Source organism: Mycobacterium helveticum (assembly GCF_007714205.1).
Taxonomy (GTDB): domain Bacteria; phylum Actinomycetota; class Actinomycetes; order Mycobacteriales; family Mycobacteriaceae; genus Mycobacterium; species Mycobacterium helveticum.
In genome coordinates, this window is the sequence record NZ_VMQU01000029.1 from 1 (window position 1) to 20,757 (window position 20,757).

General features: G+C 71.4%; 21 protein-coding genes and 1 pseudogene. 14 read left to right on the plus strand and 8 right to left on the minus strand.

Features of this window, described 5'->3' with window-relative positions:
- Positions 1–482: TIGR03089 family protein (locus FPZ47_RS09055; RefSeq protein ID WP_210419863.1), on the minus strand; the 482-nt coding region annotated here is incomplete at its 3' end.
- A complete protein-coding gene (locus FPZ47_RS09060) occupies positions 470–1,945 on the minus strand; it encodes an LCP family protein (RefSeq protein ID WP_144948616.1) in 1,476 nt (491 codons plus the stop codon). The genes FPZ47_RS09055 and FPZ47_RS09060, both read right to left, overlap by 13 nt.
- 109 nt (positions 1,946–2,054) lie before the next feature.
- Here FPZ47_RS09060 and rfbD point away from each other — a divergent pair, with 109 nt between their 5' ends.
- Genes rfbD through manB form a run of 3 tightly spaced genes read left to right on the plus strand, consistent with a single transcriptional unit; the run spans position 2,055 to position 4,991 of the window.
- Positions 2,055–3,029, plus strand: coding sequence for a dTDP-4-dehydrorhamnose reductase (gene rfbD, locus FPZ47_RS09065; RefSeq protein ID WP_144948613.1), 975 nt, complete (start codon positions 2,055–2,057; stop codon positions 3,027–3,029).
- Between the two features lie 10 nt (positions 3,030–3,039).
- Positions 3,040–3,912: a glycosyltransferase family 2 protein gene (locus tag FPZ47_RS09070; protein ID WP_168209401.1), complete on the plus strand. Its 873-nt coding sequence runs from the start codon at positions 3,040–3,042 to the stop codon at positions 3,910–3,912.
- Positions 3,913–3,914: 2 nt separating this feature from the next.
- A complete protein-coding gene (gene manB, locus FPZ47_RS09075; protein ID WP_144948607.1) occupies positions 3,915–4,991 on the plus strand; it encodes a mannose-1-phosphate guanylyltransferase in 1,077 nt (358 codons plus the stop codon).
- A 22-nt stretch (positions 4,992–5,013) separates the two neighbouring features.
- Here manB and FPZ47_RS09080 read toward each other — a convergent pair whose 3' ends face one another.
- Genes FPZ47_RS09080 through cofD form a run of 4 tightly spaced genes read right to left on the minus strand, consistent with a single transcriptional unit; the run spans position 5,014 to position 8,145 of the window.
- Positions 5,014–5,568 (minus strand): NUDIX hydrolase, encoded by a 555-nt coding sequence (locus FPZ47_RS09080; protein ID WP_144948604.1) that lies wholly within the window; start codon positions 5,566–5,568, stop codon positions 5,014–5,016.
- A complete protein-coding gene (locus tag FPZ47_RS09085) occupies positions 5,565–5,786 on the minus strand; it encodes a hypothetical protein (protein WP_144948601.1) in 222 nt (73 codons plus the stop codon). The genes FPZ47_RS09080 and FPZ47_RS09085 overlap by 4 nt, the downstream gene beginning before the upstream one ends.
- Entirely contained in the window at positions 5,783–7,123 is a 1,341-nt protein-coding gene (locus FPZ47_RS09090; RefSeq protein WP_144948703.1) for a coenzyme F420-0:L-glutamate ligase, read from the minus strand. The genes FPZ47_RS09085 and FPZ47_RS09090 overlap by 4 nt, the downstream gene beginning before the upstream one ends.
- Positions 7,124–7,152: 29 nt before the next feature.
- On the minus strand, positions 7,153–8,145 hold the full coding sequence (gene cofD / locus FPZ47_RS09095; RefSeq protein ID WP_144948598.1) for a 2-phospho-L-lactate transferase: 993 nt from the start codon (positions 8,143–8,145) through the stop codon (positions 7,153–7,155).
- A 379-nt stretch (positions 8,146–8,524) separates the two neighbouring features.
- Here cofD and FPZ47_RS09105 point away from each other — a divergent pair, with 379 nt between their 5' ends.
- Positions 8,525–8,863 carry a WhiB family transcriptional regulator gene (locus tag FPZ47_RS09105; protein ID WP_144948596.1) on the plus strand — a complete coding sequence of 113 codons (339 nt, stop codon included), beginning with the start codon at positions 8,525–8,527 and terminating at the stop codon, positions 8,861–8,863.
- A 48-nt stretch (positions 8,864–8,911) separates the two neighbouring features.
- Here FPZ47_RS09105 and FPZ47_RS09110 read toward each other — a convergent pair whose 3' ends face one another.
- On the minus strand, positions 8,912–9,334 hold the full coding sequence (locus tag FPZ47_RS09110; RefSeq protein WP_144948700.1) for a metallopeptidase family protein: 423 nt from the start codon (positions 9,332–9,334) through the stop codon (positions 8,912–8,914).
- A gap of 186 nt (positions 9,335–9,520) precedes the next feature.
- On the opposite strand from FPZ47_RS09110, the gene FPZ47_RS09115 reads away from it, so the two are divergent.
- The 4 genes from FPZ47_RS09115 to manA all read left to right on the plus strand — a co-directional run bounded on the left by FPZ47_RS09115 (position 9,521) and on the right by manA (position 13,850).
- Positions 9,521–9,964: a DUF3499 domain-containing protein gene (locus FPZ47_RS09115; RefSeq protein WP_168209400.1), complete on the plus strand. Its 444-nt coding sequence runs from the start codon at positions 9,521–9,523 to the stop codon at positions 9,962–9,964.
- A gap of 120 nt (positions 9,965–10,084) precedes the next feature.
- A complete protein-coding gene (locus FPZ47_RS09120) occupies positions 10,085–11,488 on the plus strand; it encodes a phosphomannomutase/phosphoglucomutase (RefSeq protein ID WP_144948593.1) in 1,404 nt (467 codons plus the stop codon).
- Positions 11,485–12,615, plus strand: coding sequence for a TobH protein (locus FPZ47_RS09125; protein ID WP_144948590.1), 1,131 nt, complete (start codon positions 11,485–11,487; stop codon positions 12,613–12,615). Before FPZ47_RS09120 ends, FPZ47_RS09125 begins: the two co-directional genes overlap by 4 nt.
- An 8-nt stretch (positions 12,616–12,623) precedes the next feature.
- Positions 12,624–13,850, plus strand: coding sequence for a mannose-6-phosphate isomerase, class I (gene manA, locus FPZ47_RS09130; RefSeq protein ID WP_144948587.1), 1,227 nt, complete (start codon positions 12,624–12,626; stop codon positions 13,848–13,850).
- Here the strand turns inward: manA and FPZ47_RS09135 are convergent.
- Positions 13,828–15,238, minus strand: a pseudogene (locus FPZ47_RS09135) (FAD-dependent oxidoreductase). The gene manA and the pseudogene FPZ47_RS09135 sit on opposite strands and share 23 nt — an antisense overlap.
- Before the next feature lie 54 nt (positions 15,239–15,292).
- On the opposite strand from FPZ47_RS09135, the gene FPZ47_RS09140 reads away from it, so the two are divergent.
- The 6 genes from FPZ47_RS09140 (at position 15,293) to ahcY (ending at position 20,749) form a co-directional block, all read left to right on the plus strand.
- Positions 15,293–16,804: an amino acid permease gene (locus FPZ47_RS09140; protein WP_144948584.1), complete on the plus strand. Its 1,512-nt coding sequence runs from the start codon at positions 15,293–15,295 to the stop codon at positions 16,802–16,804.
- Between the two features lie 105 nt (positions 16,805–16,909).
- Positions 16,910–18,166, plus strand: a complete 1,257-nt coding sequence (locus tag FPZ47_RS09145) for an alkane 1-monooxygenase (protein WP_144948581.1) — start codon at positions 16,910–16,912, stop codon at positions 18,164–18,166.
- Entirely contained in the window at positions 18,163–18,345 is a 183-nt protein-coding gene (locus tag FPZ47_RS09150; protein WP_144948578.1) for a rubredoxin, read from the plus strand. The genes FPZ47_RS09145 and FPZ47_RS09150 overlap by 4 nt, the downstream gene beginning before the upstream one ends.
- The gene (locus FPZ47_RS09155) at positions 18,342–18,524 is read left to right on the plus strand and encodes a rubredoxin (protein WP_144948576.1); all 183 of its coding nucleotides are present in this window, start codon (positions 18,342–18,344) and stop codon (positions 18,522–18,524) included. The genes FPZ47_RS09150 and FPZ47_RS09155 overlap by 4 nt, the downstream gene beginning before the upstream one ends.
- Before the next feature lie 35 nt (positions 18,525–18,559).
- Positions 18,560–19,156 carry a TetR family transcriptional regulator AlkX gene (gene alkX / locus FPZ47_RS09160; protein ID WP_144948697.1) on the plus strand — a complete coding sequence of 199 codons (597 nt, stop codon included), beginning with the start codon at positions 18,560–18,562 and terminating at the stop codon, positions 19,154–19,156.
- A 120-nt stretch (positions 19,157–19,276) separates the two neighbouring features.
- A complete protein-coding gene (gene ahcY, locus FPZ47_RS09165) occupies positions 19,277–20,749 on the plus strand; it encodes an adenosylhomocysteinase (RefSeq protein WP_144948573.1) in 1,473 nt (490 codons plus the stop codon).
- The last annotated feature ends 8 nt before the right edge of the window (positions 20,750–20,757 follow it).

Consider the following 20,757-nt stretch of genomic DNA (forward strand, 5'->3'; position numbering starts at 1 on the left):
CCCGGGTGGGGCTCGGGGACGATCCGGTCGCCGTGCACGCGCACCGCGCTGGCGTAGTCGGTGACGCCGATCGGCAGATCGGGGGCGGGCCGGCCGAACGCGTCCAGCGACAACACTGCCACCTCGCCACCGTCGACCAACGCGTCGGCCTCGTCGAGGCGTTCGGCGGTGCACAGGGCCAGGTCGGCCCGGCTTTCGAGCACCACCTCCGCGCCGACCCACCACACCCCGAACAGCACCGCCGCCGTCTGCCAGTGCGCCGGCAGCAGAATCGCGACCCGGCTGCCGGGCCCGGCGCCCAGCTCGTCGCGCAGCAGGTTGCCGGTCTTGGCGGCCCAGTTGGCCAGGGTCGCCGCGGACAACTCGATGCGCTCGCCGGCCGCATCGTCGTAGTAGGTGATGCGCGGGCCGACCGGGTCGGCCCGCAGCATCGGCTCGAGGATGGCCCCCGAAAGCGTGGCGGGCGTGCTCAGTTGATGCATTCGGGCTTGTCGGAGCCGGCGGTCAGGATGGGCGAGGGCGCCGGGACGTCCGGGTCGTCCGCCCCGCCCGCGTTGGACACGTGGGCGGCCGCCATCTGGCTGTTCGCACCGCCGCCCAGGCCGGAGCCCGGGCCGCTGTAGTCGTTGGCCAGCACCACGCGGACGGTGCCCGGGGCTATCGACGTGTCGGCGACCACGGGCAGGCCGCCCAGTTGCCGGGCGACCTCCCGGGCGCCGACGTCGTCGCTCTTGGCCGCCCGCACCTGGCTGCCCTTGACGTGCCCGCCCACGTTGTTGCCGACGGCGCCGGTCGTGAATCCCTTGGAGCTCAACACGTCCGCTACCGCCGCGGCCAGGCCGTTGATGTCGGTGTCGTTGACGACGCTGGCCGTCGTCTTGGCCGGGGTGAAGGCCAGCTCCTCGGTCTTGCCCTGGTCCTGGTTGTGCAGCAGGCCGGCGACCCAGTCCTGGACCTGGTGCGGGTCCACCCGCACCACGCTCTGCATGCCGTCGTCGCTCCAGCCGGCGCCGTCGAGCACCGGGATGGTGGCGAACGCGACTTTGCCGCCGGCCAGCTTCTGCATCTGCTGCACGAAGTCCATCACGTCCCAGCCCGAGGAGAGCACCACCGAGCGCTGGACGGCGGCCTCCAGGCGCTGCAGCGTGGTGGGGCTCGACAGCGTCTTGCCGGAGATGACGCTGTGGGCCAGCGAGGCCATCACCGCCTGCTGGCGCACGACGCGATCCAGATCGCCGCGCGGCAGCTCGTGGCGCTGGCGTACGAAGCTGAGCGCCTCCGGGCCGGACAGGCGCTGCTGGCCGGCGGGGAAGTCGGCGCCCGAGAGCGGCTCGAACACCGGCTCCTTGAGGCAGACGTCGACGCCGCCGAGGGCGTCGGTGATCAACGCGAAACCCAGCAGTCCGATCTCGGCGTAGTGGTCGACGGTGACCCCGGTGAGGTCGGCGACGGTCTTGATCAGCGCCTCCCGGCCGGCCTCGGTGCCCTGGGCCGCGGCGTGCTCGGCCGAGTCGCCGGCCTGGACCAGGTTGGCGCGCCTGGTCTCCCGGGTCTGGCCGTAGACGCCGTTGATCTTCGTCTTGCCCAGGCCCGGGGCCGCGACGTAGGAGTCGCGCGGGATCGAGATGGCGGTCGCCGACTGCCCGTTGTTGGGAATCCGGATCAGGATGATGGTGTCGGTGTTGGTCGCCTCCTCGTCGCCGGCGCGCAGCGCCGCGAGCTCGTCGGCCGACAGCGGGTTGCCGTGCGCGTCGGTGCGGCTGTCCAGGCCGACCAGCAGGATGTCGATCGCGCCGTCGTCGCCGCCCTTGCCCAGCGAGGCGGCCGACATGTGGAAGATGCCGTCTTCGAAGGACCGGACGTTGGTCCACGCGATCCCGGTGCCGAGAACGACCAGGACCGTCAGCGCGGTGGCAACCACACGAACCACACGATGCACTCCCATCCCACTAGGTTACTTGCGGCACAGCCGCTTCGCGGGTAGCGGGCACCCGCGCGCCCCCGGCGTGACCCGGGCGTGACCCGCGCGTTTCGGCGCGTGCCACACTCATGCCATGTCGGGCAGGATGATTATCAGCGGGGCCGGGGGGCAACTGGGCAGCACGTTGGCGGCGCTGGCGGCCGACCAGGGCCGCCCGATGCAGGCGTACACGTCGTCGCAGTGGGACATCACCGACCCGGCGGCGGCCGAGCGGATCATCGGCGGTGGCGACATCGTGATCAACTGCGCGGCCTACACCGACGTCGACGGCGCCGAGAACGACCAGGCCCGCGCGTATGCGGTCAACGCCGCCGGACCCGAGCACCTGGCCAGGGCCTGCGCGCGGGCGGGCGCCCGGCTGATCCACGTCTCCACCGACTATGTCTTCGGCGGCGAGGCCTTCGGCGGCGAGGCCTTCGGCGGCGAGGCCTTCGGCGGCGAGGCCCGCGGCGGCGACCCGGGCGCCCCGGCCTCCCGCCCCTACGAGCCCGGCGACCCCACCGACGCGCGGGGCGTGTACGCCCTCAGCAAGCTCGCCGGCGAGCGGGCCGTGCTGGCCGCGCTGCCGGAGGCCGGCGCCGGGACAGTCGTGCGCACCGCCTGGGTCTACACCGGCGGCACCGGCAAGGACTTCGTCGCCGTCATGCGCCGGCTGGCCGCCGGGGACGGCCCCGTCGACGTGGTGGACGACCAGACCGGCTCCCCGACCTACGTCGGCGACCTGGCCGCCGCGCTGCTGCAGGTGGCCGACGACGGCGTGCCCGGCCCGATCCTGCACGCCGCCAACGCGGGGGCGGTGTCCCGGTTCGGGCAGGCCCGGGCGGTCTTCGAGGAGTGCGGCGCCGACCCGTCCCGGGTGCGCCCGGTCAGCACCGCGCAGTTTCCCCGGCCGGCGCCGCGGCCGGTCTATTCCGCGCTCGGCGGCGAGCAGTCCCGGGCGGCGGGCCTGCGGCCGCTGCGGCCCTGGCGCGAGGCCCTGGTCGCGGCGCTGTCGGCGGCCGGCGGCGTCGCCGCGGGCGACCGACCGCTACCCTCGACGCGTGACTGACGTCGTGCCGGTGGTCACGGTGACCTATTCGCCGGGCCCGCACCTGGAGCGCTTTCTGGCCTCGTTGTCACTGGCCACGGATCGCCCGGTCGAGGTGCTGCTGGCCGACAACGGCTCCACCGACGGGACGCCGCAGACGGCGGTCGAGCGCTACCCGAACGTGCGGCTGTTCGAGACGGGGGCCAACCTCGGATACGGCACCGCGGTGAACCTCGCCGTCGAGCGGCTGGGGGAGATCGGGGCGGCCGACGACTGGGTGATCGTGGCCAACCCCGACGTGCAGTGGGGTCCGGGCAGCATCGACGCGCTGCTGGACGCCGCCAACCGGTGGCCGCGGGCGGGTGCGCTGGGCCCGCTGATCCGGGACCCCGACGGGTCGGTGTACCCGTCGGCGCGCCACCTGCCCAGCCTGGTCCGCGGCGGGATGCACGCGGTTCTCGGGCCCTTCTGGAAGCGCAACCCGTGGACGGCGGCGTACCGCCAGGAGCGGCTCGAGCCCAGCGAGCGGCCGGTCGGCTGGCTGTCGGGGTCGTGCCTGCTGCTGCGCCGGTCGGCGTTTCGCCAGGTCGGCGGGTTCGACGAGCGCTACTTCATGTACATGGAGGACGTCGACCTCGGGGACCGCCTGGGCAGGGCCGGCTGGTGCAGCGTCTACGTGCCCTCGGCGGAGGTGCTGCACCACCGGGGCCACTCCACCGGGCACGACCCGGCGAGCCACCTGACGGCGCATCACCAAAGCACCTACATCTTCCTGGCCGACCGGCATGCCGGATGGTGGCGGGCCCCGCTGCGCTGGACGCTGCGCGCGTCGCTGGAGGTGCGTTCGCGCCTGATGGTGCGCAATTCGCTGCGCAGCAGAAGACGCGACATGGAAGGGCGCTAGAGGTGGCAAGACCCCCGGTTGACGCGGTGATCCTGGTGGGCGGCAAGGGCACTCGGCTGCGGCCGCTGACCCTCTCGGCGCCCAAGCCGATGCTGCCGACCGCCGGGCTGCCCTTCCTCACCCATCTGCTGTCGCGGATCGCCGCGGCCGGCATCGAGCACGTGATCCTCGGGACGTCGTATCGGGCCGAGGTGTTCGAGGCCGAGTTCGGCGACGGGTCCAAGCTGGGCCTGCAGATCGAGTACGTGACCGAGCCGAACCCGCTGGGAACCGGCGGCGGGATCGCCAACGTCGCGCCGAAGCTGCGCCACGACACCGCGATGGTGTTCAACGGCGACGTGCTGTCCGGTGCCGACCTGGGCGCGCTGCTCGAGTTCCACCACACCAAGCAGGCCGACGTCACGCTGCACCTGGTGCGGGTCGGTGACCCCCGGGCGTTCGGCTGTGTGCCCACCGACGAGGACGACCGCGTCGTCGCGTTCCTGGAGAAGACCGAGGACCCGCCCACCGACCAGATCAACGCCGGCTGCTACGTCTTCCAGCGCGAGGTGATCGACCGCATTCCCCGCGGCCGCGAGGTCTCCGTGGAACGCGAGGTGTTCCCGGCCCTGCTGGCCGACGCCCTCAAGGTCGTCGGCTACGTCGACGCCACGTACTGGCGCGACATGGGCACTCCGGAGGACTTCGTGCGCGGATCGGCGGACCTGGTGCGCGGCATCGCCCCGTCGCCGGCGCTGCAGGGCCACCGCGGCGAGCAGTTGGTGCACGACGGCGCCGCGGTGTCGCCCGGCGCGGTGCTCATCGGCGGCACGGTCGTCGGGCGGGGCGCCGAGATCGGCCCCGGGGTGCGGCTGGACGGCGCGGTGATCTTCGACGGCGTCAAGGTCGAGGCGGGCAGCGTGATCGAACGGTCGATCCTCGGCTTCGGGGTGCGCATCGGTCCGCGGGCCCTGATCCGCGACGGGGTGATCGGCGACGGCGCCGACATCGGCGCGCGCTGCGAGCTGCTGCGCGGTGCCCGCGTCTGGCCCGGCGTGGCCATTCCCGACGGCGGGATCCGCTACTCCTCGGACGTCTGAGTCCCCGGCCCGGGCGTGGCGGCTAACGGCCCAGGGCTTGAGCCACCAGGTAGGCCAGCGCGTGATCGGTGCCTTCCGGCAGCCCGTCGGCCGGGAACCACCGCAGGTCCAGCGACTCGTCGCTCATCGCGATCCGCGCGCCGGCCGGCGCGCGCGCCACGAACTGCAGGTCGAGGTGCCGGGTCGGCACGCCCAGCGAGCAGGTGACCGGGTGGACGTGCACCGCGGCCAGCTCCGGCTCGATACGCAGACCGGCGATCCCGGACTCCTCGGTCGCCTCGCGCAACGCCGCGGCGACGACGTCGGGGTCCCCGTCGTCGTCCTCGTCCCCTTCGTCGCAGTGCCCGCCCATCTGCACCCAGCGGCGCAGCCGGTGGTGCAGGGTCAGCAGCACCCGGTCGCCGGTGTCGTCGAGCACCAGCGCCGACGCGGTCACGTGGCCGGGCACGCAGTCGCGGCGGCAGGCGTCGGGGCGGGCGTGCAGGAAGGCCAGGACGGCGTGCCGCACCGAATCCTGGGCCGGGTCGGGCGCCCGCCAGTCGGTGAGTATCGAGATCGCCGAGTCGCGAACGCTCACCGCGGCACCCGCCCGGTCCGGTGGTCGCGCAGCGCCGACCACGCCGCGCGGCAGCGGGCCACGACGTCGGCGGCGAGTCCGCCGCAGGCGCAGGCCGGCGGCGCGGCGGGCAGCTGCTCGGCTGCGGCGGGCTCGAGTTCCCAGATTCCCCCACCGTAACTGCGGCCGGTGCGCACCGCCGCCGCCGCCTTGCCCGCGAACGCCGTCGTCGGGGTCATTTCCGGATCAGCAGGTCCGCCGCCGGAACCGGTTCGCGCGGCCCGGCCGGGTCCTGCGCGTAGCCGATCGCGACGGCGCCCAGCGGCTCCCAGTCGGGCGGCAGGTCGAGCTCGGCGCGCACCAGGTCGGCGGCGAAGATCGTCGAGCCGATCCAGCAACTGCCCAGGCCCCGCACCGCCAGGGCCACCAGCAGGGCCTGCACGGCCGCCCCGACCGCGACCGTGAACATGGCGTGCTCGGCATCGCTGCGGGCGGCGTCGGCATAGGTGTGTGCGCCGTCGGGAACCAGGAACGGGACGACGACCTCCGGCGCGTCGTAGAGGATCTGGCCCCGCGCCACCCGACGCTCTATCGCGTCGGGGGGGTTGCCGTCGCGGGCGAGGTCGGCGCGCCACCGGTCCTTCATCCGGTCCAGCAGCCGCAGCCGGGTGGCCGGGGTGCGCAGCCACACGAACCGCACCGGCCGGGTGTGGTGCGGGGCCGGCGCGGTGAGGGCCTCGGCGACGGCGGCCTCGACGAGCTCGGCCGGCACCGGCCGGCCGCCGAACCGGCGCACCGACCTGCGCAGCAGCTGGGCCTGCCGACGGCCCAGCTCGAGAGCCTCGGCGGTGCCCAGCCAGAACAGGTCCTCGGTGCCCGGCCGCACCAGCCGCCGGGCCGTCGAGCCGTCGTCGGTCACGTGCAGGCCGCGCACGACGGCCACCGGCATCGCGGTCAGCTTGCCCTTGACCAGGTCGGCGGCGGCGGCGACCTCGTCGGCGACCGCAACCTCGGTGACCTGCAGCTCGTTGCCGTGCCGGTCGACGGTGCCCGAATAGTTGTGCAACACGGCCAGACCGGCCGCGCCGATCGCCGCGTCGGTCTGGCCGTTGCGCCAGGCCCGGCCCATCGTGTCGGTGATGACCACCGCGACCTTGACGCCGAGGCGCTGCCGCAGGCCCGCGCGCAGGGCCGCGGCGCTGGCGTCGGGGTCGACGGGCAGCAGCGCCAGCTCGTCGACCCCGACGTTGGATCCGTCCACACCGGCGGCGGCCTGGACCAGGCCCAGCCGGCTCTCGGTGATCAGGGTGCGGCCCTTGCGGGCCAGCACGCGCACCGCTTCGTCGTCGACCAGCCGGCGCCGCAGCCGGTCCCGCTCCTCGGCGTCCCGCGGCGCCGGCACCAGCCGTCCCTCGCACTTGGAGACCGCCTTGCTGGTCACCACCACGACGTCGCCGTCGCGCAGCCAGGGCGCGGCCGCGGCGACGGCCGCGGTCAGGTCGTCGCCCGGCCGGAACTCGGGGAGCCCGCTCACCGGCAGGATCTCGACCGCGGCCGCCGTGCCGTGCTCGCGCACGCCGGGCGGCGCCGTCGGACCCGGGCCGCTCACGCGCTCACGCCCACGAGGCCGAGCCCGGCGGCGACCATGTCGGCCGTGGCCTGCGGGTCGGTCATCACCAGCGGGACGGAACGGACCGCCACCCCCTCGATGATCGCCGCGTCGCCCTCGTGCACCAGCCAGCCGTCCAGGACCCCGGTGCCCGCACGCGCCCCGTAGTGGCGGCCCACCGCCTCCGCGGTGGACTCGACCCCGATCACGGACAGGCAGGCATCGGCCATGCCGCGCAACGGCTTTCCGCCGATGATGGGCGAGTAGCCGACGACCGGGGCGGTGGTGGCGCGCAGCGCACCCCGGATGCCGGGGATCGCCAGGATGGCGCCGACGCTGACCACCGGGTTGGACGGGGCCAGCAGGATGACGTCCGCTTCGGCGATAGCCGCCACGGCCTCGGTTGTGGCGCCGGCCTTTTCGGCGCCGACGAACGCGAAGCTGTGGGTGGGCACCTGAGCCCGGTAGCGCACCCACCACTCCTGGAAGTGGATCGCACGCCGGCTCTCGTCGGCCGGGTCGGTGATCACGACGTGGGTCTCGCACCGGTCGTCACTGGCCGGCAGCAGCCGGGCGCCCGGCTGCCAGCGGTCGCACAACGCCGCGGTGATCTGCGTCAGCGGGTAGCCGGCGCCCAGCATCTGGGTGCGCACCAGATGGGTGCCCAGGTCGCGGTCGCCCAGCATGAACCAGTCCGGTTGCACGCCGTAGCGCGCCAATTCTTCTTTGGCGTGCCAGGTTTCGTCGCGGTGACCCCACCCGCGCTGCGGGTCCACGCCACCGCCTAAGGTGTACATGCAGGTGTCCAGATCCGGGCACACGCGCACCCCGTGGATCCAGGCGTCGTCGCCGATGTTGACGACCGCGACCAGCTCGTGGTCGTTCGCCGGGCGCCCCGGTGCCCGGAACCGGCCCAGCCCGAGCAACTGCTGGACCCCCAGCAGGAAGCGGGCGCCGCCGACCCCGCCGACCAGAACGGTGACCTTCACGTGACCTTCACAGGGCACGACAGTACCGGCCGGCCACGGTCCGGCGGCGGGCCCATGAGGCGGGCCGGAAACGAGGATTCGGAAACGGTTGTGACAGTTGTGATCGACACGCCGGGGGCCCAATGCAACAGAAACGCCGAAATTTCGTCACGAGATGATATGGAAACGCCGTCTGACGCTTGACCGGGCACAGCAACCCGTGTCTAATCACAACAGTGTCATTTCCCGGTTGGCCAGCCGTTTCCGGTGTCGCAGACCGAGATTCGATCACTTGTTCGAATTGTTCGAATGTCTGTACATCAGAACAGTGGGAACCCCTACTCTTTCAATCAGCCTGAGGAGGCGGAAACGCATGTCCTACGAACACCTTCGGGGCGTTATGGCAGGCTCACCGCACACCATGTTCGGCTCGGCTCCGGTGGCGCTCGCGCGGCCGCACCTGACTGTGGTTCCCGATGCGCCGGTCGCATTCGAACCCGAGCCCGTGCCGCCGTCGACGCCGGACCAGTGGCAGGACCGCGCGTTGTGCGCGCAGACCGATCCCGAGGCGTTCTTCCCCGAGAAGGGCGGCTCCACCCGCGAGGCCAAGAAGATCTGTCTGGGCTGCGAGGTGCGCAGCGAATGCCTCGACTACGCCCTGGCGCACGACGAGCGCTTCGGCATCTGGGGCGGGCTCTCCGAACGGGAGCGTCGCCGCCTCAAGCGCGGCATCATCTGACGCGGCATCATCTGACCGACAGCATCTGACCGACAGCGCAATTCGCGGTCAGTCGTCATCGATCGTCGGGTCGATGACCGAGGGCTCGACGTCCAAATAGACGGCCACCTGAGCCACCAGGATCTCGTGCAGCAACTCGGCGAGTTCGACGGTGTCCTTCGCCCGTCGCTCGATCGGCTTGCGGAACAACACAATTCGTGCCCGCGTGGCGTTGCCGCGGACGTCGACGCCGGCCGGGATCAGGCGGGCCAGCGCGATCGGACCGTCGGCGACGACCTCGGGCGGCCACTGCACGCTCTCCGGATCCTTGGCCGCGATGCGGGGGATCTCGTCGACCGCGACGTCGAGGTCGGCCAGCCGGTCCGGCCAGCGCCGCTCGATGGGCTCGTAGGCTTCCAGGACCGCCATGTCGAACCGCTCGGCCCGGCTGCGCCACCCCGGCACCGTCGGCGGCAGCAACGGCCCGCGCATGTCCCGGCCCCGCCGGGAGGCCCGGGACGCGCCGGGTGCGCCCCTCGACCGATCGTTGCGGCCGAAGCTGCGCGAGTCGCCGCGGGAATCACTCATCGGGCACGATGGTAACGGTTGGACATCGTGCGCCGAACGGTTGCGCGTGTCCGGCGCTTCGGCGGCGTTTTCGCACGATAACCTTTCGGCGTGAACGTTCCCCGTCGCTGTTGCCGGCCCGGGTGTCCGCACTACGCCGTGGCGACTCTGACGTTCGTCTACTCGGATTCGACGGCCGTGGTGGGTCCACTCGCGACCGCGCGGGAGCCGCATTCGTGGGACCTGTGCGTCGGCCACGCCGGCCGGATCACGGCGCCCCGCGGGTGGGATCTCGTGCGCCACGCCGGCCCGCTGCCCACCCATCCCACGCATCCCGAGGACGACGACCTGGTGGCCCTGGCCGACGCGGTGCGTGAGGGCGGGCCGGGCGAGGCAAGCCTGCCCGGCGTCCCGCAGCGCGGATTCTCCGCGCCTTCGGTCCAGCACGCCGGTGTGCACGCGACCGCCCCGAGCGGCGCTGTGCTGGCGCCTCCCGAGCACCGGTCCGGGCGCCGCCGCGGGCACCTGCGCGTGCTGCCCGATCCCACCGACTAGCGCCCACCCGCCGTGTCCGCGCGCGGCGTCGGGGCCCGCGCACCGTGGTGCCCGTGTCCCCGGGGGGTTATAGGCTGACGGCCAAGAGGCGAAGCAATCCATGGCGTCAGGAGGCCCCGCATGTCTCGGCCCGCCGCGACTGTCCACCGTGTCGTCAAGGCCTACGACGTGCGCGGGCTGGTCGGTGAGGAACTCGACGAACCGCTGGTCACCGACCTGGGAGCGGCGTTCGCCCGGTTGATGCGCGCCGAGGGCGCCCACCAGGTGGTGATCGGCCACGACATGCGGGACAGCTCACCGGCGCTGGCGGCCGCGTTCGCCGGCGGCGTCACCGGGCAGGGCCTGGACGTGGTGCGCATCGGCCTGGCGTCCACCGATCAGCTGTACTTCGCCTCGGGGCTGCTGGACTGTCCCGGCGCGATGTTCACCGCCAGCCACAACCCGGCGGCCTACAACGGCATCAAGCTGTGCCGCGCCGGGGCGAAACCCGTCGGCGCCGACACCGGGCTTGGCGTGATCGGCGATGACGTGATCGCCGGGGTCGCAGGCCACCGCGGGCGACCCGGCTCCGTCGCCGATCGCGACGTCCTGGCCGACTACGGCGCCTACCTGCGTTCGCTGGTGAACACCTGCGGGCTGCGTCCGCTGCGGGTGGCCGTGGACGCCGGCAACGGGATGGCCGGCCACACCGCGCCCGCGGTGCTCGGACCGATCGAGTCGATCACGATGTTGCCGTTGTACTTCGAGCTCGACGGCTCGTTCCCCAACCACGAGGCCAATCCGCTCGACCCCGCCAACCTGGTGGACCTGCAGGCCTACGTGCGCGACACGGGTGCTGACATCGGGCTGGCGTTCGACGGGGACGCCGACCGCTGCTTCGTGGTCGACGAGCGCGGCGAGCCGGTGGCGCCGTCGACGGTGACCGGCCTGGTGGCCGCCCGCGAGCTGAAGCGGGAGATCGGCGCGACCGTCATCCACAACGTGATCACCTCGCGCTCGGTGCCCGAACTGGTCACCGAGCGGGGCGGCACGCCGCTGCGCTCGCGGGTCGGCCACTCCTACATCAAGGCGCTGATGGCCGACACCGGCGCGATCTTCGGCGGCGAGCACTCGGCCCACTATTACTTCCGGGACTTCTGGGGCGCCGACTCCGGGATGCTGGCCGCGCTGTACGTGCTGGCCGCCCTCGGCGAGCAGGAGCGGCCGCTGTCGGAGCTGACCGCCGACTACCAGCGCTACGAGTCCTCCGGCGAGATCAACTTCAGGGTGGCCGACGCGCCGCACTGCGTGGAGGCCGTGCTGAAGTCGTTCGGCGCCCGGATCCACTCCCTCGATTACCTCGACGGGGTGACGGTCGACCTGGGCGACGGCAGTTGGTTCAACCTGCGCAGCTCGAACACCGAGCCGCTGCTGCGGCTCAACGTCGAGGCCCGTGACGCCGGGGACGTCGCCGCCGTCGTCAAGCAGGTCACCGCGGAGATCGACGTGGCGAACTCCGCGGTGCCCGGAGACGCCGGACCGTGAGTGCGACCCGGGCGATCGACCTCGAAGACGCCGAGGGCCTGCTGGCCGCCGACCGGGACGGCCTGCTGCGGGCGGCGTCGTCGGCCGGCGCCCAGGTGCGTGCCGTCGCCGCCGCGGTCGAGGAGGGCGCGCTGGACCCGCTTAGCGTCGACCACCCTCCGCGCAGCGTGATCTGGGTGGCCGGCCGCGGGACCGCCGAGACCGCCGGCGCCATCCTGGCCGCGACGCTGGGCGGGCAGGTGTCCGCGCCGATCGCGGTTCTCGGCGAGGCGCCGCCGTGGGTAGGCCCGCTCGACGTGCTGATCGTCGCCGGTGACGATCCCGGCGATCCGGCGTTGGTCACGTCCGCGGCGACGGGGGTGCGCCGCGGCGCGCGGGTCGTCGTGGCGGCCCCGTACGAGGGTCCGCTGCGCGATTCCACCGCCGGGCGAGTCGCCGTGCTCGCCCCGCGGCTCCGGGTCCCCGACGAGTTCGGGCTCTGCCGCTACCTGGCCGCCGGCCTGGCCGCCCTGCACACCGTGGACCCCGGAACGGGCATCGACCTGGGGCGGCTCGCCGACGAACTGGACGCCGAGGCCCTGCGCAACAGCGCCGGCCGCGACCTGTTCACCAACCCCGCCAAGACGATCGCCGCGCGGATCTCCGGTCACCGGGTCGCGCTGGCCGGCGACGGCGCCGCCACGATCGCCGTGGCGCGGCACGGCAGTTCGCTCCTGCTGCGGATCGCGCGCGAGGTGGTCGCCGCCGCCGGGCTCGCCGACGCGGTGGTGGCGCTGCGCGCCCCCGACGGCCCGGGCCCCGACGGTTTGAGTGACGCCCGGTCCTCGGTGGACACGCTCTTTCACGACGAACAGATCGACGGGCCGCTGCCCGAGCGGCTGCGGGTGCTGGCGCTCACCCTGGCCGCCGAACGCACGGTGGTGGCGGCGCGCGTCGCCGGTGCCGGAGACGTCCACCTGGTCTGCGCCGAGGATGTGCCGGAGGCGCCCGGCGACCCGGCCGCGCCCGGCGGGGCGGCCGGTGGCAAGGCCATGCCGGCCGGCGCGGGGAGCGCCTGGCAACAACTGACAGTATTGGCCGTCCGGCTGGAGATGGCCGCGGTTTACCTGCGACTGGTGCGGGGATAGATACACACGTGCAACTGCTACGCGGGGCCTTGAGGACGTACGCATGGGGATCGCGTATGGCCATCGCCGAGTTCACCGGCCGGCCGGTCCCGGCGGCCCACCCGGAGGCCGAGCTCTGGTTCGGGGCACACCCCGGCGATCCGGCCTGGCTGGAAACCGAGCACGGCGAGGTCTCGTTGCTGGACGCGCTGGTCGCCGACCCGGAGGGCCAGCTCGGGCCCGGCTCGCGCGCCCGGTTCGGCGACGTCCTGCCGTTCTTGGTGAAGGTGCTGGCGGCCGAGGAGCCGCTGTCGCTTCAGGCCCACCCCAGCGCCGAGCAGGCGGTCGAGGGCTACCTGCGCGAGGAGCGGCTGGGCATCCCGGTGAACTCCCCGGTCCGCAACTACCGCGACACCTCCCACAAGCCCGAGTTGCTGGTGGCGCTGCAGCCCTTCGAGGCGCTGGCCGGGTTCCGTCAGGCCGCGCGTACCGCGGAGCTGCTGCGGGCGCTGGCGATCGCCGAGCTGGACCCCTACATCGAGCTGCTCAACGACCAGTCCGACGCCGACGGCCTGCGTGCGCTGTTCACGACCTGGATCACCGCGCCCCAGCCCGACCTCGACGCGCTGGTCGCGGCCGTGCTGGACGGTGCGATCGCCTACGTGAGCTCCGGCGCGACCGAGTTCGCCGACGAGGTCAAGACGGTGCTCGAGCTCGGCGAACGCTATCCGGGCGACGCCGGGGTGCTGGCGGCCCTGCTGCTGAACCGCATCAGCCTGGCCCCGGGCGAGGCCATCTTCGTACCGGCCGGCAACCTGCACACCTATCTGCGGGGCTTCGCCGTCGAGGTGATGGCCAACTCCGACAACGTGCTGCGCGGCGGCCTCACCCCCAAGCACGTCGACGTGCCCGAGCTGCTGCGGGTGCTGGACTTCAGCCCCACCGCCGAGGAGCGCCTGCGCCCGCGTGTCCGCCGCGAGGGGTTCGGCATGGTGTACGAGACCCCGGCCGAGGAGTTCGCGGTGGCGCTGCTGGCGCTGGAGGGCGCGTACCTGGGGCACGAGGTCGACGCGGCGTGCAGCCACGAGGGGCCGCAGGTCCTGCTGTGCACCGAGGGGTGCACGACGGTGCACGGCAAGTCCGGCTCGCTCACGCTGCGGCGCGGGATGGCGGCCTGGGTGGCCGCCGACGACGGCCCGATCCGGCTCGTCGCGCGCGAGCCCACCAAGCTGTTCAGGGCGACCGTGGGGCTGTGACGGTCCGCCGTGCCCGGGAGGCCTGGCGGCGTCCGCCCAGCCAGAGCTTCAAGTTGTGCGCGACGGCGCGGCCGACGATCCGCGGCGGCGGCACCATGTACAGGCTGTCGAGCAGCGAGAACCGGCGCAGGAACCATTCGGCGAGCACGGGTTCGGTCTCGGCCGCGCCGAGGAACTGGTCGAACAGCGCACCGACCGGCCGCCACCAGCGGGGGATGGGGTCGGTCTCGGCGTGGTGGAAGCTGACGTCGCCGATGGCGTTCATCAGCCAGACCGGGTAGGTGGTCCTGGCGGTGGCGCGGTTCAGTGTCGCCGGCACGCGGTCGTCCGGTTGCTGCAGCGCGCGCCGCAGGTGCCCGGCCTGCAGCGACGTCATCGTCATGCCCTGCCCGAAGGTGGGGTTGAAGCTGGCGACCGCGTCGCCGAACGGGACGATGCCGCCCGGGGAAGCGGTCCAGCTTGTCGTAGCGGCGCCACCTGCTGGCCGGGAACGCGTGGAAGGCCGGCTCGCCGAGCGGCTCCGCCTGCGCCAGCGCGGCGGTGAAATGCGCCGGCAGCAGCTCGGCGGCCAGCGCCAGCATCTGCGGGAACGTCCGCGGCGGTTTGGCATCGGCCACCCCGAAGGTGGTGAGCACCCAGGTGCCGTCCTCGTAGCACAGCATGCCCAGCCCCAGCGACTGCTCGTGGGAGGCCCCGGCGACGACCACCTTCTCGGCGATCAGGCCGTCGGGTATGCGGAACTGCCGGGTGGCGTAGTTGATGCCGATGTCCAGGGTCTGTTCGGGCGGGCGCGAGTAGCCCCACCGGGTCAGCCACACCGGCAGCCGGGTGCCGCGGCCGGCCGCGTCGACGACCAGGCCGGCCGGCACGAACTCGGCGCCGACGGGGTCGCCGGAATCCAGCAGCACCCCGGTGACCCGCCGCCGGGCGGGGTCGAAGCGCGGCTCGGCGACGCGGCGCCGCACGATCTCGACGTTGGCGCTGTCGCGCACGCGCCGGCGCAGCTGCCATTCCAGGTGCGGGCGGCTGGGAACGTAGGCGGTGAACTCGTCGCGCAGGGTCTGCCCCACGCCGAGCACGTGGCCCGCGGCGCCGAGATGGATGCAGTCGGGCCGGTTCTCCAGCATGGGCACGCCCGCGGCGACCATGTCCCGCAACAGTCCGGGGAACAGGCCGTCGAACTCGATCGCCCCGCGGGCCATCAGCATGTGCAGGTGCCGGTCCTGGGGCACCGTCGCGCGGTTGGCCGGGGTGTCCGGCAACTCGTCGCGTTCGTAGACGGTCACCCGCGAGTAGAACTGCGAGAGGACCCGCGCGGCGCACAACCCCGCGATGCCGGCCCCGATGACGACGGCGTGTTCCCGTGTGTTGTGTTCGCCCCCGGACACTTTCGCAGGGTACCCAGTACTGTGCCGTCAAACGGGTGACCAACGGGAGGGCGGATGGCCAATCGGTGGCGCATGAAGTCCGTGGAGCAATCGATCGCCGACACCGACGAGCCGGACACCCGGCTGCGCAAGGACCTCAACTGGTGGGACCTGGTGGTGTTCGGGGTCGCGGTGGTGATCGGCGCGGGCATCTTCACGGTGACGGCCTCGACCGCCGGCGACATCACCGGCCCGGCCATCTGGGTGTCGTTCGTGATCGCCGCGGTCACCTGCGCGCTGGCGGCGCTGTGCTACGCCGAGTTCGCGTCGACGCTGCCGGTGGCGGGGAGCGCCTATACCTTCTCCTACGCCACCTTCGGCGAGTTCCTCGCCTGGATCATCGGTTGGAACCTGCTGCTGGAACTGGCCATCGGCGCGGCCGTGGTGTCCAAGGGGTGGTCGAGCTACCTGGCGACGGTGGTCGGCTTCGCCGGTAGCCGGCTGCAGCTCGGAGCGGTCCGGCTCGACTGGGCGGCGCTGCTGATCGTCGCGGTGGTGGCGACCCTGATCGCGCTGGGCACGAAGTTGTCGTCGCGGTTCTCCGCGGTGGTCACCGGCGTCAAGGTGGCGGTGGTGGTGCTGGTGGTGGTGGTCGGCGCCTGCTACGTCAAGGGCGCGAACTACTCGCCGTTCGTCCCCGCGCCCGAGACGGGGCATGAGGCCTCAGGCATCAACCAGTCGGTGCTGTCGCTGCTGACCGGGGCGCCCGGCAGCCACTACGGCTGGTACGGCGTGCTCGCGGGGGCGTCCATCGTGTTCTTCGCGTTCATCGGGTTCGACATCGTGGCCACGATGGCCGAGGAGACCAAGCGGCCCCAGCGCGACGTCCCCAAGGGCATCCTGGTGTCGCTGGCGATCGTCACGGTCCTCTACGTCGCGGTGTCGGTCGTGCTGTCGGGCATGGTGCCCTACTGGAAACTCAAGACCGTCCCGGGCCGCGGGCAGGCCAACCTCGCGACGGCGTTCACGGCGAACGGGGTGCACTGGGCCGGCAAGGTCATCGCCATCGGGGCGCTGGCCGGGCTGACCACCGTGGTGATGGTGCTGATCCTCGGTCAGTGCCGCATCCTGTTCGCGATGGCGCGCGACGGCCTGCTGCCGCGGTCGCTGGCCAAGACCGGTGCGCGGGGGACCCCCGTCCGGGTCACCGTGCTGGTCGCGGTGTTGGTGGCGCTGACGGCCTCGGTGTTCCCGATCGCCAAGCTCGAGGAGATGGTCAATGTCGGCACGCTGTTCGCGTTCGTCCTGGTCTCCGCCGGCGTCATGGTGTTGCGCCGGACGCGTCCCGACCTGGAGCGCGGCTTTCGGGCCCCGTGGGTGCCGCTGCTGCCGATCGCCTCGATCTGCGCGTGCGTCTGGCTGATGCTGAACCTCACCGCGCTGACCTGGATCCGGTTCGGGATCTGGCTGGTCGTCGGGACCTCGATCTATGCCGGCTACGGGTACGGGCATTCGTTACAGGGCCGCCGGGAGGCCGGCGACGAGCCACGCTTGCCCGCGCCGCGCCGCGCCCTACCTCCCCGGTAAGGTGGCGGATCAGCTTTACAAAAGCCGCTTAATGTCTAGACAAGAGACTAAACTTGTCATATTGTCCAAATCAATCGTGGTGTGACTCACAAGGAGGTTTGGCGTATGACCACACAAACTGACCGCGGCGGATTAGAAGCCCCCGGCGGTGCGGAAAGCTCGGGGGAGCGGTGGCGGGATAAGAAGCGCCATCTGTGGCTGATCGGGCTCATCCCGCCGACGGCGTTGTTCGTGATGCTTCCGATCGTGTGGGGGATGAACCAGCTCGGCTGGCACGCCGCGGCGCAGGCGCCGCTGTGGATCGGGCCGATCCTGATCTACCTGCTGGTACCGATCCTGGATCTGCGTTTCGGGCCCGACGGGCAGAATCCCCCCGACGAGGTGATGGAGCGGCTGGAGAACGACAAGTACTACCGCTACTGCACCTACATCTTCATCCCGTTCCAGTATCTGAGCTTGGTGTTGGGCGCCTACCTGTTCACAGCCACCCACCTGAGCTGGCTCGGTTTTGACGGCGCGCTGGGCTGGGCGGGCAAGCTCGGCGTGGCGCTGACGGTCGGGCTCGTCGGCGGCGTCGGCATCAACACCGCGCACGAGATGGGCCACAAGAAGGAGGCGCTGGAGCGCTGGCTGTCCAAGATCACCCTGGCGCAGACCTGCTACGGGCACTTCTACCTCGAGCACAACCGCGGCCACCATGTGCGCGTGTCCACCCCGGAGGACCCGGCTTCGGCTCGTTTCGGCGAGAACTTCTGGGAGTTCCTGCCGCGCAGTGTGTTCGGTGGCCTGCGCTCGGCGTTGCGGCTGGAAGCCCAGCGGCTGCGCCGGCTGGGCAAGAGTCCCTGGCACCCCGCGACGTACCTGCGCAACGACGTGCTCAACGCTTGGGCGATGTCGGTGGTGTTGTGGGGTGTGCTGATCGCCGTCTTCGGCCCGGCGCTGATCGCGTTCGTGATCATCCAGGCGGTGTTCGGCTTCTCCCTGCTCGAGGGCGTCAACTACCTCGAGCACTACGGACTGCTGCGACAGCAGGCGGCCAACGGTCGCTACGAGCGTTGCGCGCCGGTGCACAGCTGGAACTCCGACCACATCGTGACCAACCTGTTCCTGTACCACCTGCAGCGGCACAGCGACCACCACGCCAACCCCACCCGCCGCTACCAGACGCTGCGCAGCATGGATGGCGCCCCCAACCTGCCCAGCGGGTACGCGTCGATGATCTCGCTCACTTATTTCCCGCCGCTGTGGCGCAAGGTGATGGATCACCGGGTGCTGGAGCACTACGACGGCGACATCACCAAGGTGAACCTGCACCCGCGGCGACGGGCCAAGCTGCTCGCCAAGTACGGAGTTTCGGCATGACGGCCGCCTACCGGTGCCCGGGCTGCGGCTACGTCTACGACCCGGCCAAAGGCAATGCGCGCGAGGGCTTTCCGGCCGGAACGTCGTGGGAGCAAATACCCGACGAATGGTGCTGTCCCGATTGCGCGGTGCTCGAGAAGGTCGATTTCGAACCGATACAGGTAGGAGCTAACTCGTGAGTGAGTACAAGCTGTTCCGCTGCATCCAGTGCGGCTTCGAGTACGACGAGGCGGTCGGTTGGCCGGAGGACGGCATCGCGCCGGGCACCCCCTGGGATGACATCCCCGAGGACTGGAGTTGCCCAGACTGCGGCGCGGCGAAGTCGGACTTCGAGATGGTGGAGGTTGCGCGGGCGTGAGCGTTCAAGACGTTATTTGCGCGCCGGTGAAGCGGATGCCTTATGCCGAGGCGTCGCGAATCCTCTTGCGTGACTCAGTTCTCGACGCAATGCGGGACCTGCTGCTGGCCCGCGACTGGTCCGCCATCACGCTGTCCGACGTGGCCCGCGCCGCCGGCGTCAGCCGGCAGACCATCTACAACGAGTTCGGCTCCCGGCAGGGCCTGGCGCAGGGTTACGCCCTGCGCCTGGCCGACCGGCTCGTCGACACCGTGCACGCCGCCCTCAACGCCCACGTCGGCGACGTCTACGAGGCGTTTCTGCACGGTTTTCGCGACTTCTTCGCCGAGTCGGCGGCGGACCCGCTGGTGATCTCGCTGCTGACGGGGGTGGCCAAGCCCGATCTGCTGCAGATCATCACCACCGACAGTGCCCCGATCATCACCCGCGCGTCGAATCTGCTGAGGACGGCGCTCACGCAGAGCTGGGTGGCCGCGAGCGACGAGGACGCCGGCGTGCTGGCCCGCGCCATCGTGCGGCTGGCGCTGAGCTACGTGTCCATGCCACCCGAGGCCAACCACGATGTCGCGGCGGATCTGGCCCGGTTGATGACGCCGTTCGCGGAGCGGCACGGCGTTAACAACCTGCCCTGAACCTGCCCCCGCCTCTCCCTGATTGAGGGGCCGTGAGGTCGCCTACTACAGTGGCTGAAGAACATATTAAAGCTAAGTACCGCTGGTGACGGCGAGCCTCGAGTAAGGATGAGAGACGCTATGACGACGACCGAAAAATCGCTGAGTGCCGACGTCCGGAACGGCATCGACTTCAAGGTTGCCGATCTGTCGCTGGCGGATTACGGGCGGCGCGACATCGAGCTGTCCGAGCAGGAGATGCCGGGACTGATGTCGCTGCGCCGCGAGTACGCCGAGGTGCAGCCGCTGAAGGGCGCGCGGATCTCGGGCTCTCTGCACATGACGGTCCAGACCGCGATCCTGATCGAGACCCTCGTCTCGCTGGGCGCCGAGGTGCGGTGGGCGTCGTGCAACATCTTCTCCACTCAGGACCACGCGGCGGCGGCCGTCGTCGTCGGCCCGTACGGCACCCCCGAGGAGCCCCAGGGTGTGCCGGTGTTCGCCTGGAAGGGCGAGACGCTTGAGGAGTACTGGTGGGCCGCCGAGCAGATGCTGACGTGGCCGAACGAGCCGGCCAACATGATCCTCGACGACGGCGGCGACGCCACCATGCTGGTGCTGCGCGGCGCCCAGTACGAGAAGGCCGGCGTGGTGCCGCCCGCCGAGGAGGACGACTCCGCCGAGTGGAAGATCTTCCTGGACCTGCTGCGCAACCGCTTCGAGACCGACAAGGGCAAGTGGACCAGGATCGCCGAGTCGGTCAAGGGCGTCACCGAGGAGACCACCACCGGGGTGCTGCGGCTGTACCAGTTCGCCGCGGCCGGGGACCTGGCGTTCCCGGCGATCAACGTCAACGACTCGGTGACCAAGTCCAAGTTTGACAACAAGTACGGCTGCCGGCACTCCCTGATCGACGGGATCAACCGTGGCACCGACGTGCTGATCGGCGGCAAGAAGGTGCTGATCTGCGGTTACGGGGACGTGGGTAAGGGCTGCGCCGAATCGGTCAAGGGTCAGGGGGCGCGGGTCGTCGTCACCGAGATCGACCCGATCAACGCGCTGCAGGCCCTGATGGAGGGCTTTGACGTCAAGACCGTCGAGGACGTGATCGCCGAGGCCGACATCGTCGTCACCGCCACCGGCAACAAGGACATCATCACCCTGGCGCACATGAAGGCGATGAAGGACAAGGCCATTCTGGGCAACATCGGGCACTTCGACAACGAGATCCAGATGGCCGCGCTGGAGAAGTCGGGGGCGACGAAGGTCAACATCCGGCCGCAGGTCGACGTGTGGACATTCCCCGACACCGGCAAGTCGATCATCGTGCTCTCGGAGGGCCGGCTGCTCAACCTGGGCAACGCCACCGGCCACCCGTCTTTCGTGATGAGCAACAGCTTCTCCAACCAGGTGATCGCCCAGATCGAGCTGTGGACGAAGAACGACGAGTACGACAACGAGGTGTACCGGCTGCCCAAGCACCTCGACGAGAAGGTGGCCCGCATCCATGTCGAGGCGCTCGGCGGCCAGCTGACCAAGCTGAGCAAGGATCAGGCCGAGTACCTCGGTATCGACGTCGAGGGCCCCTACAAGCCGGACCACTACCGCTACTGACCGCCCGC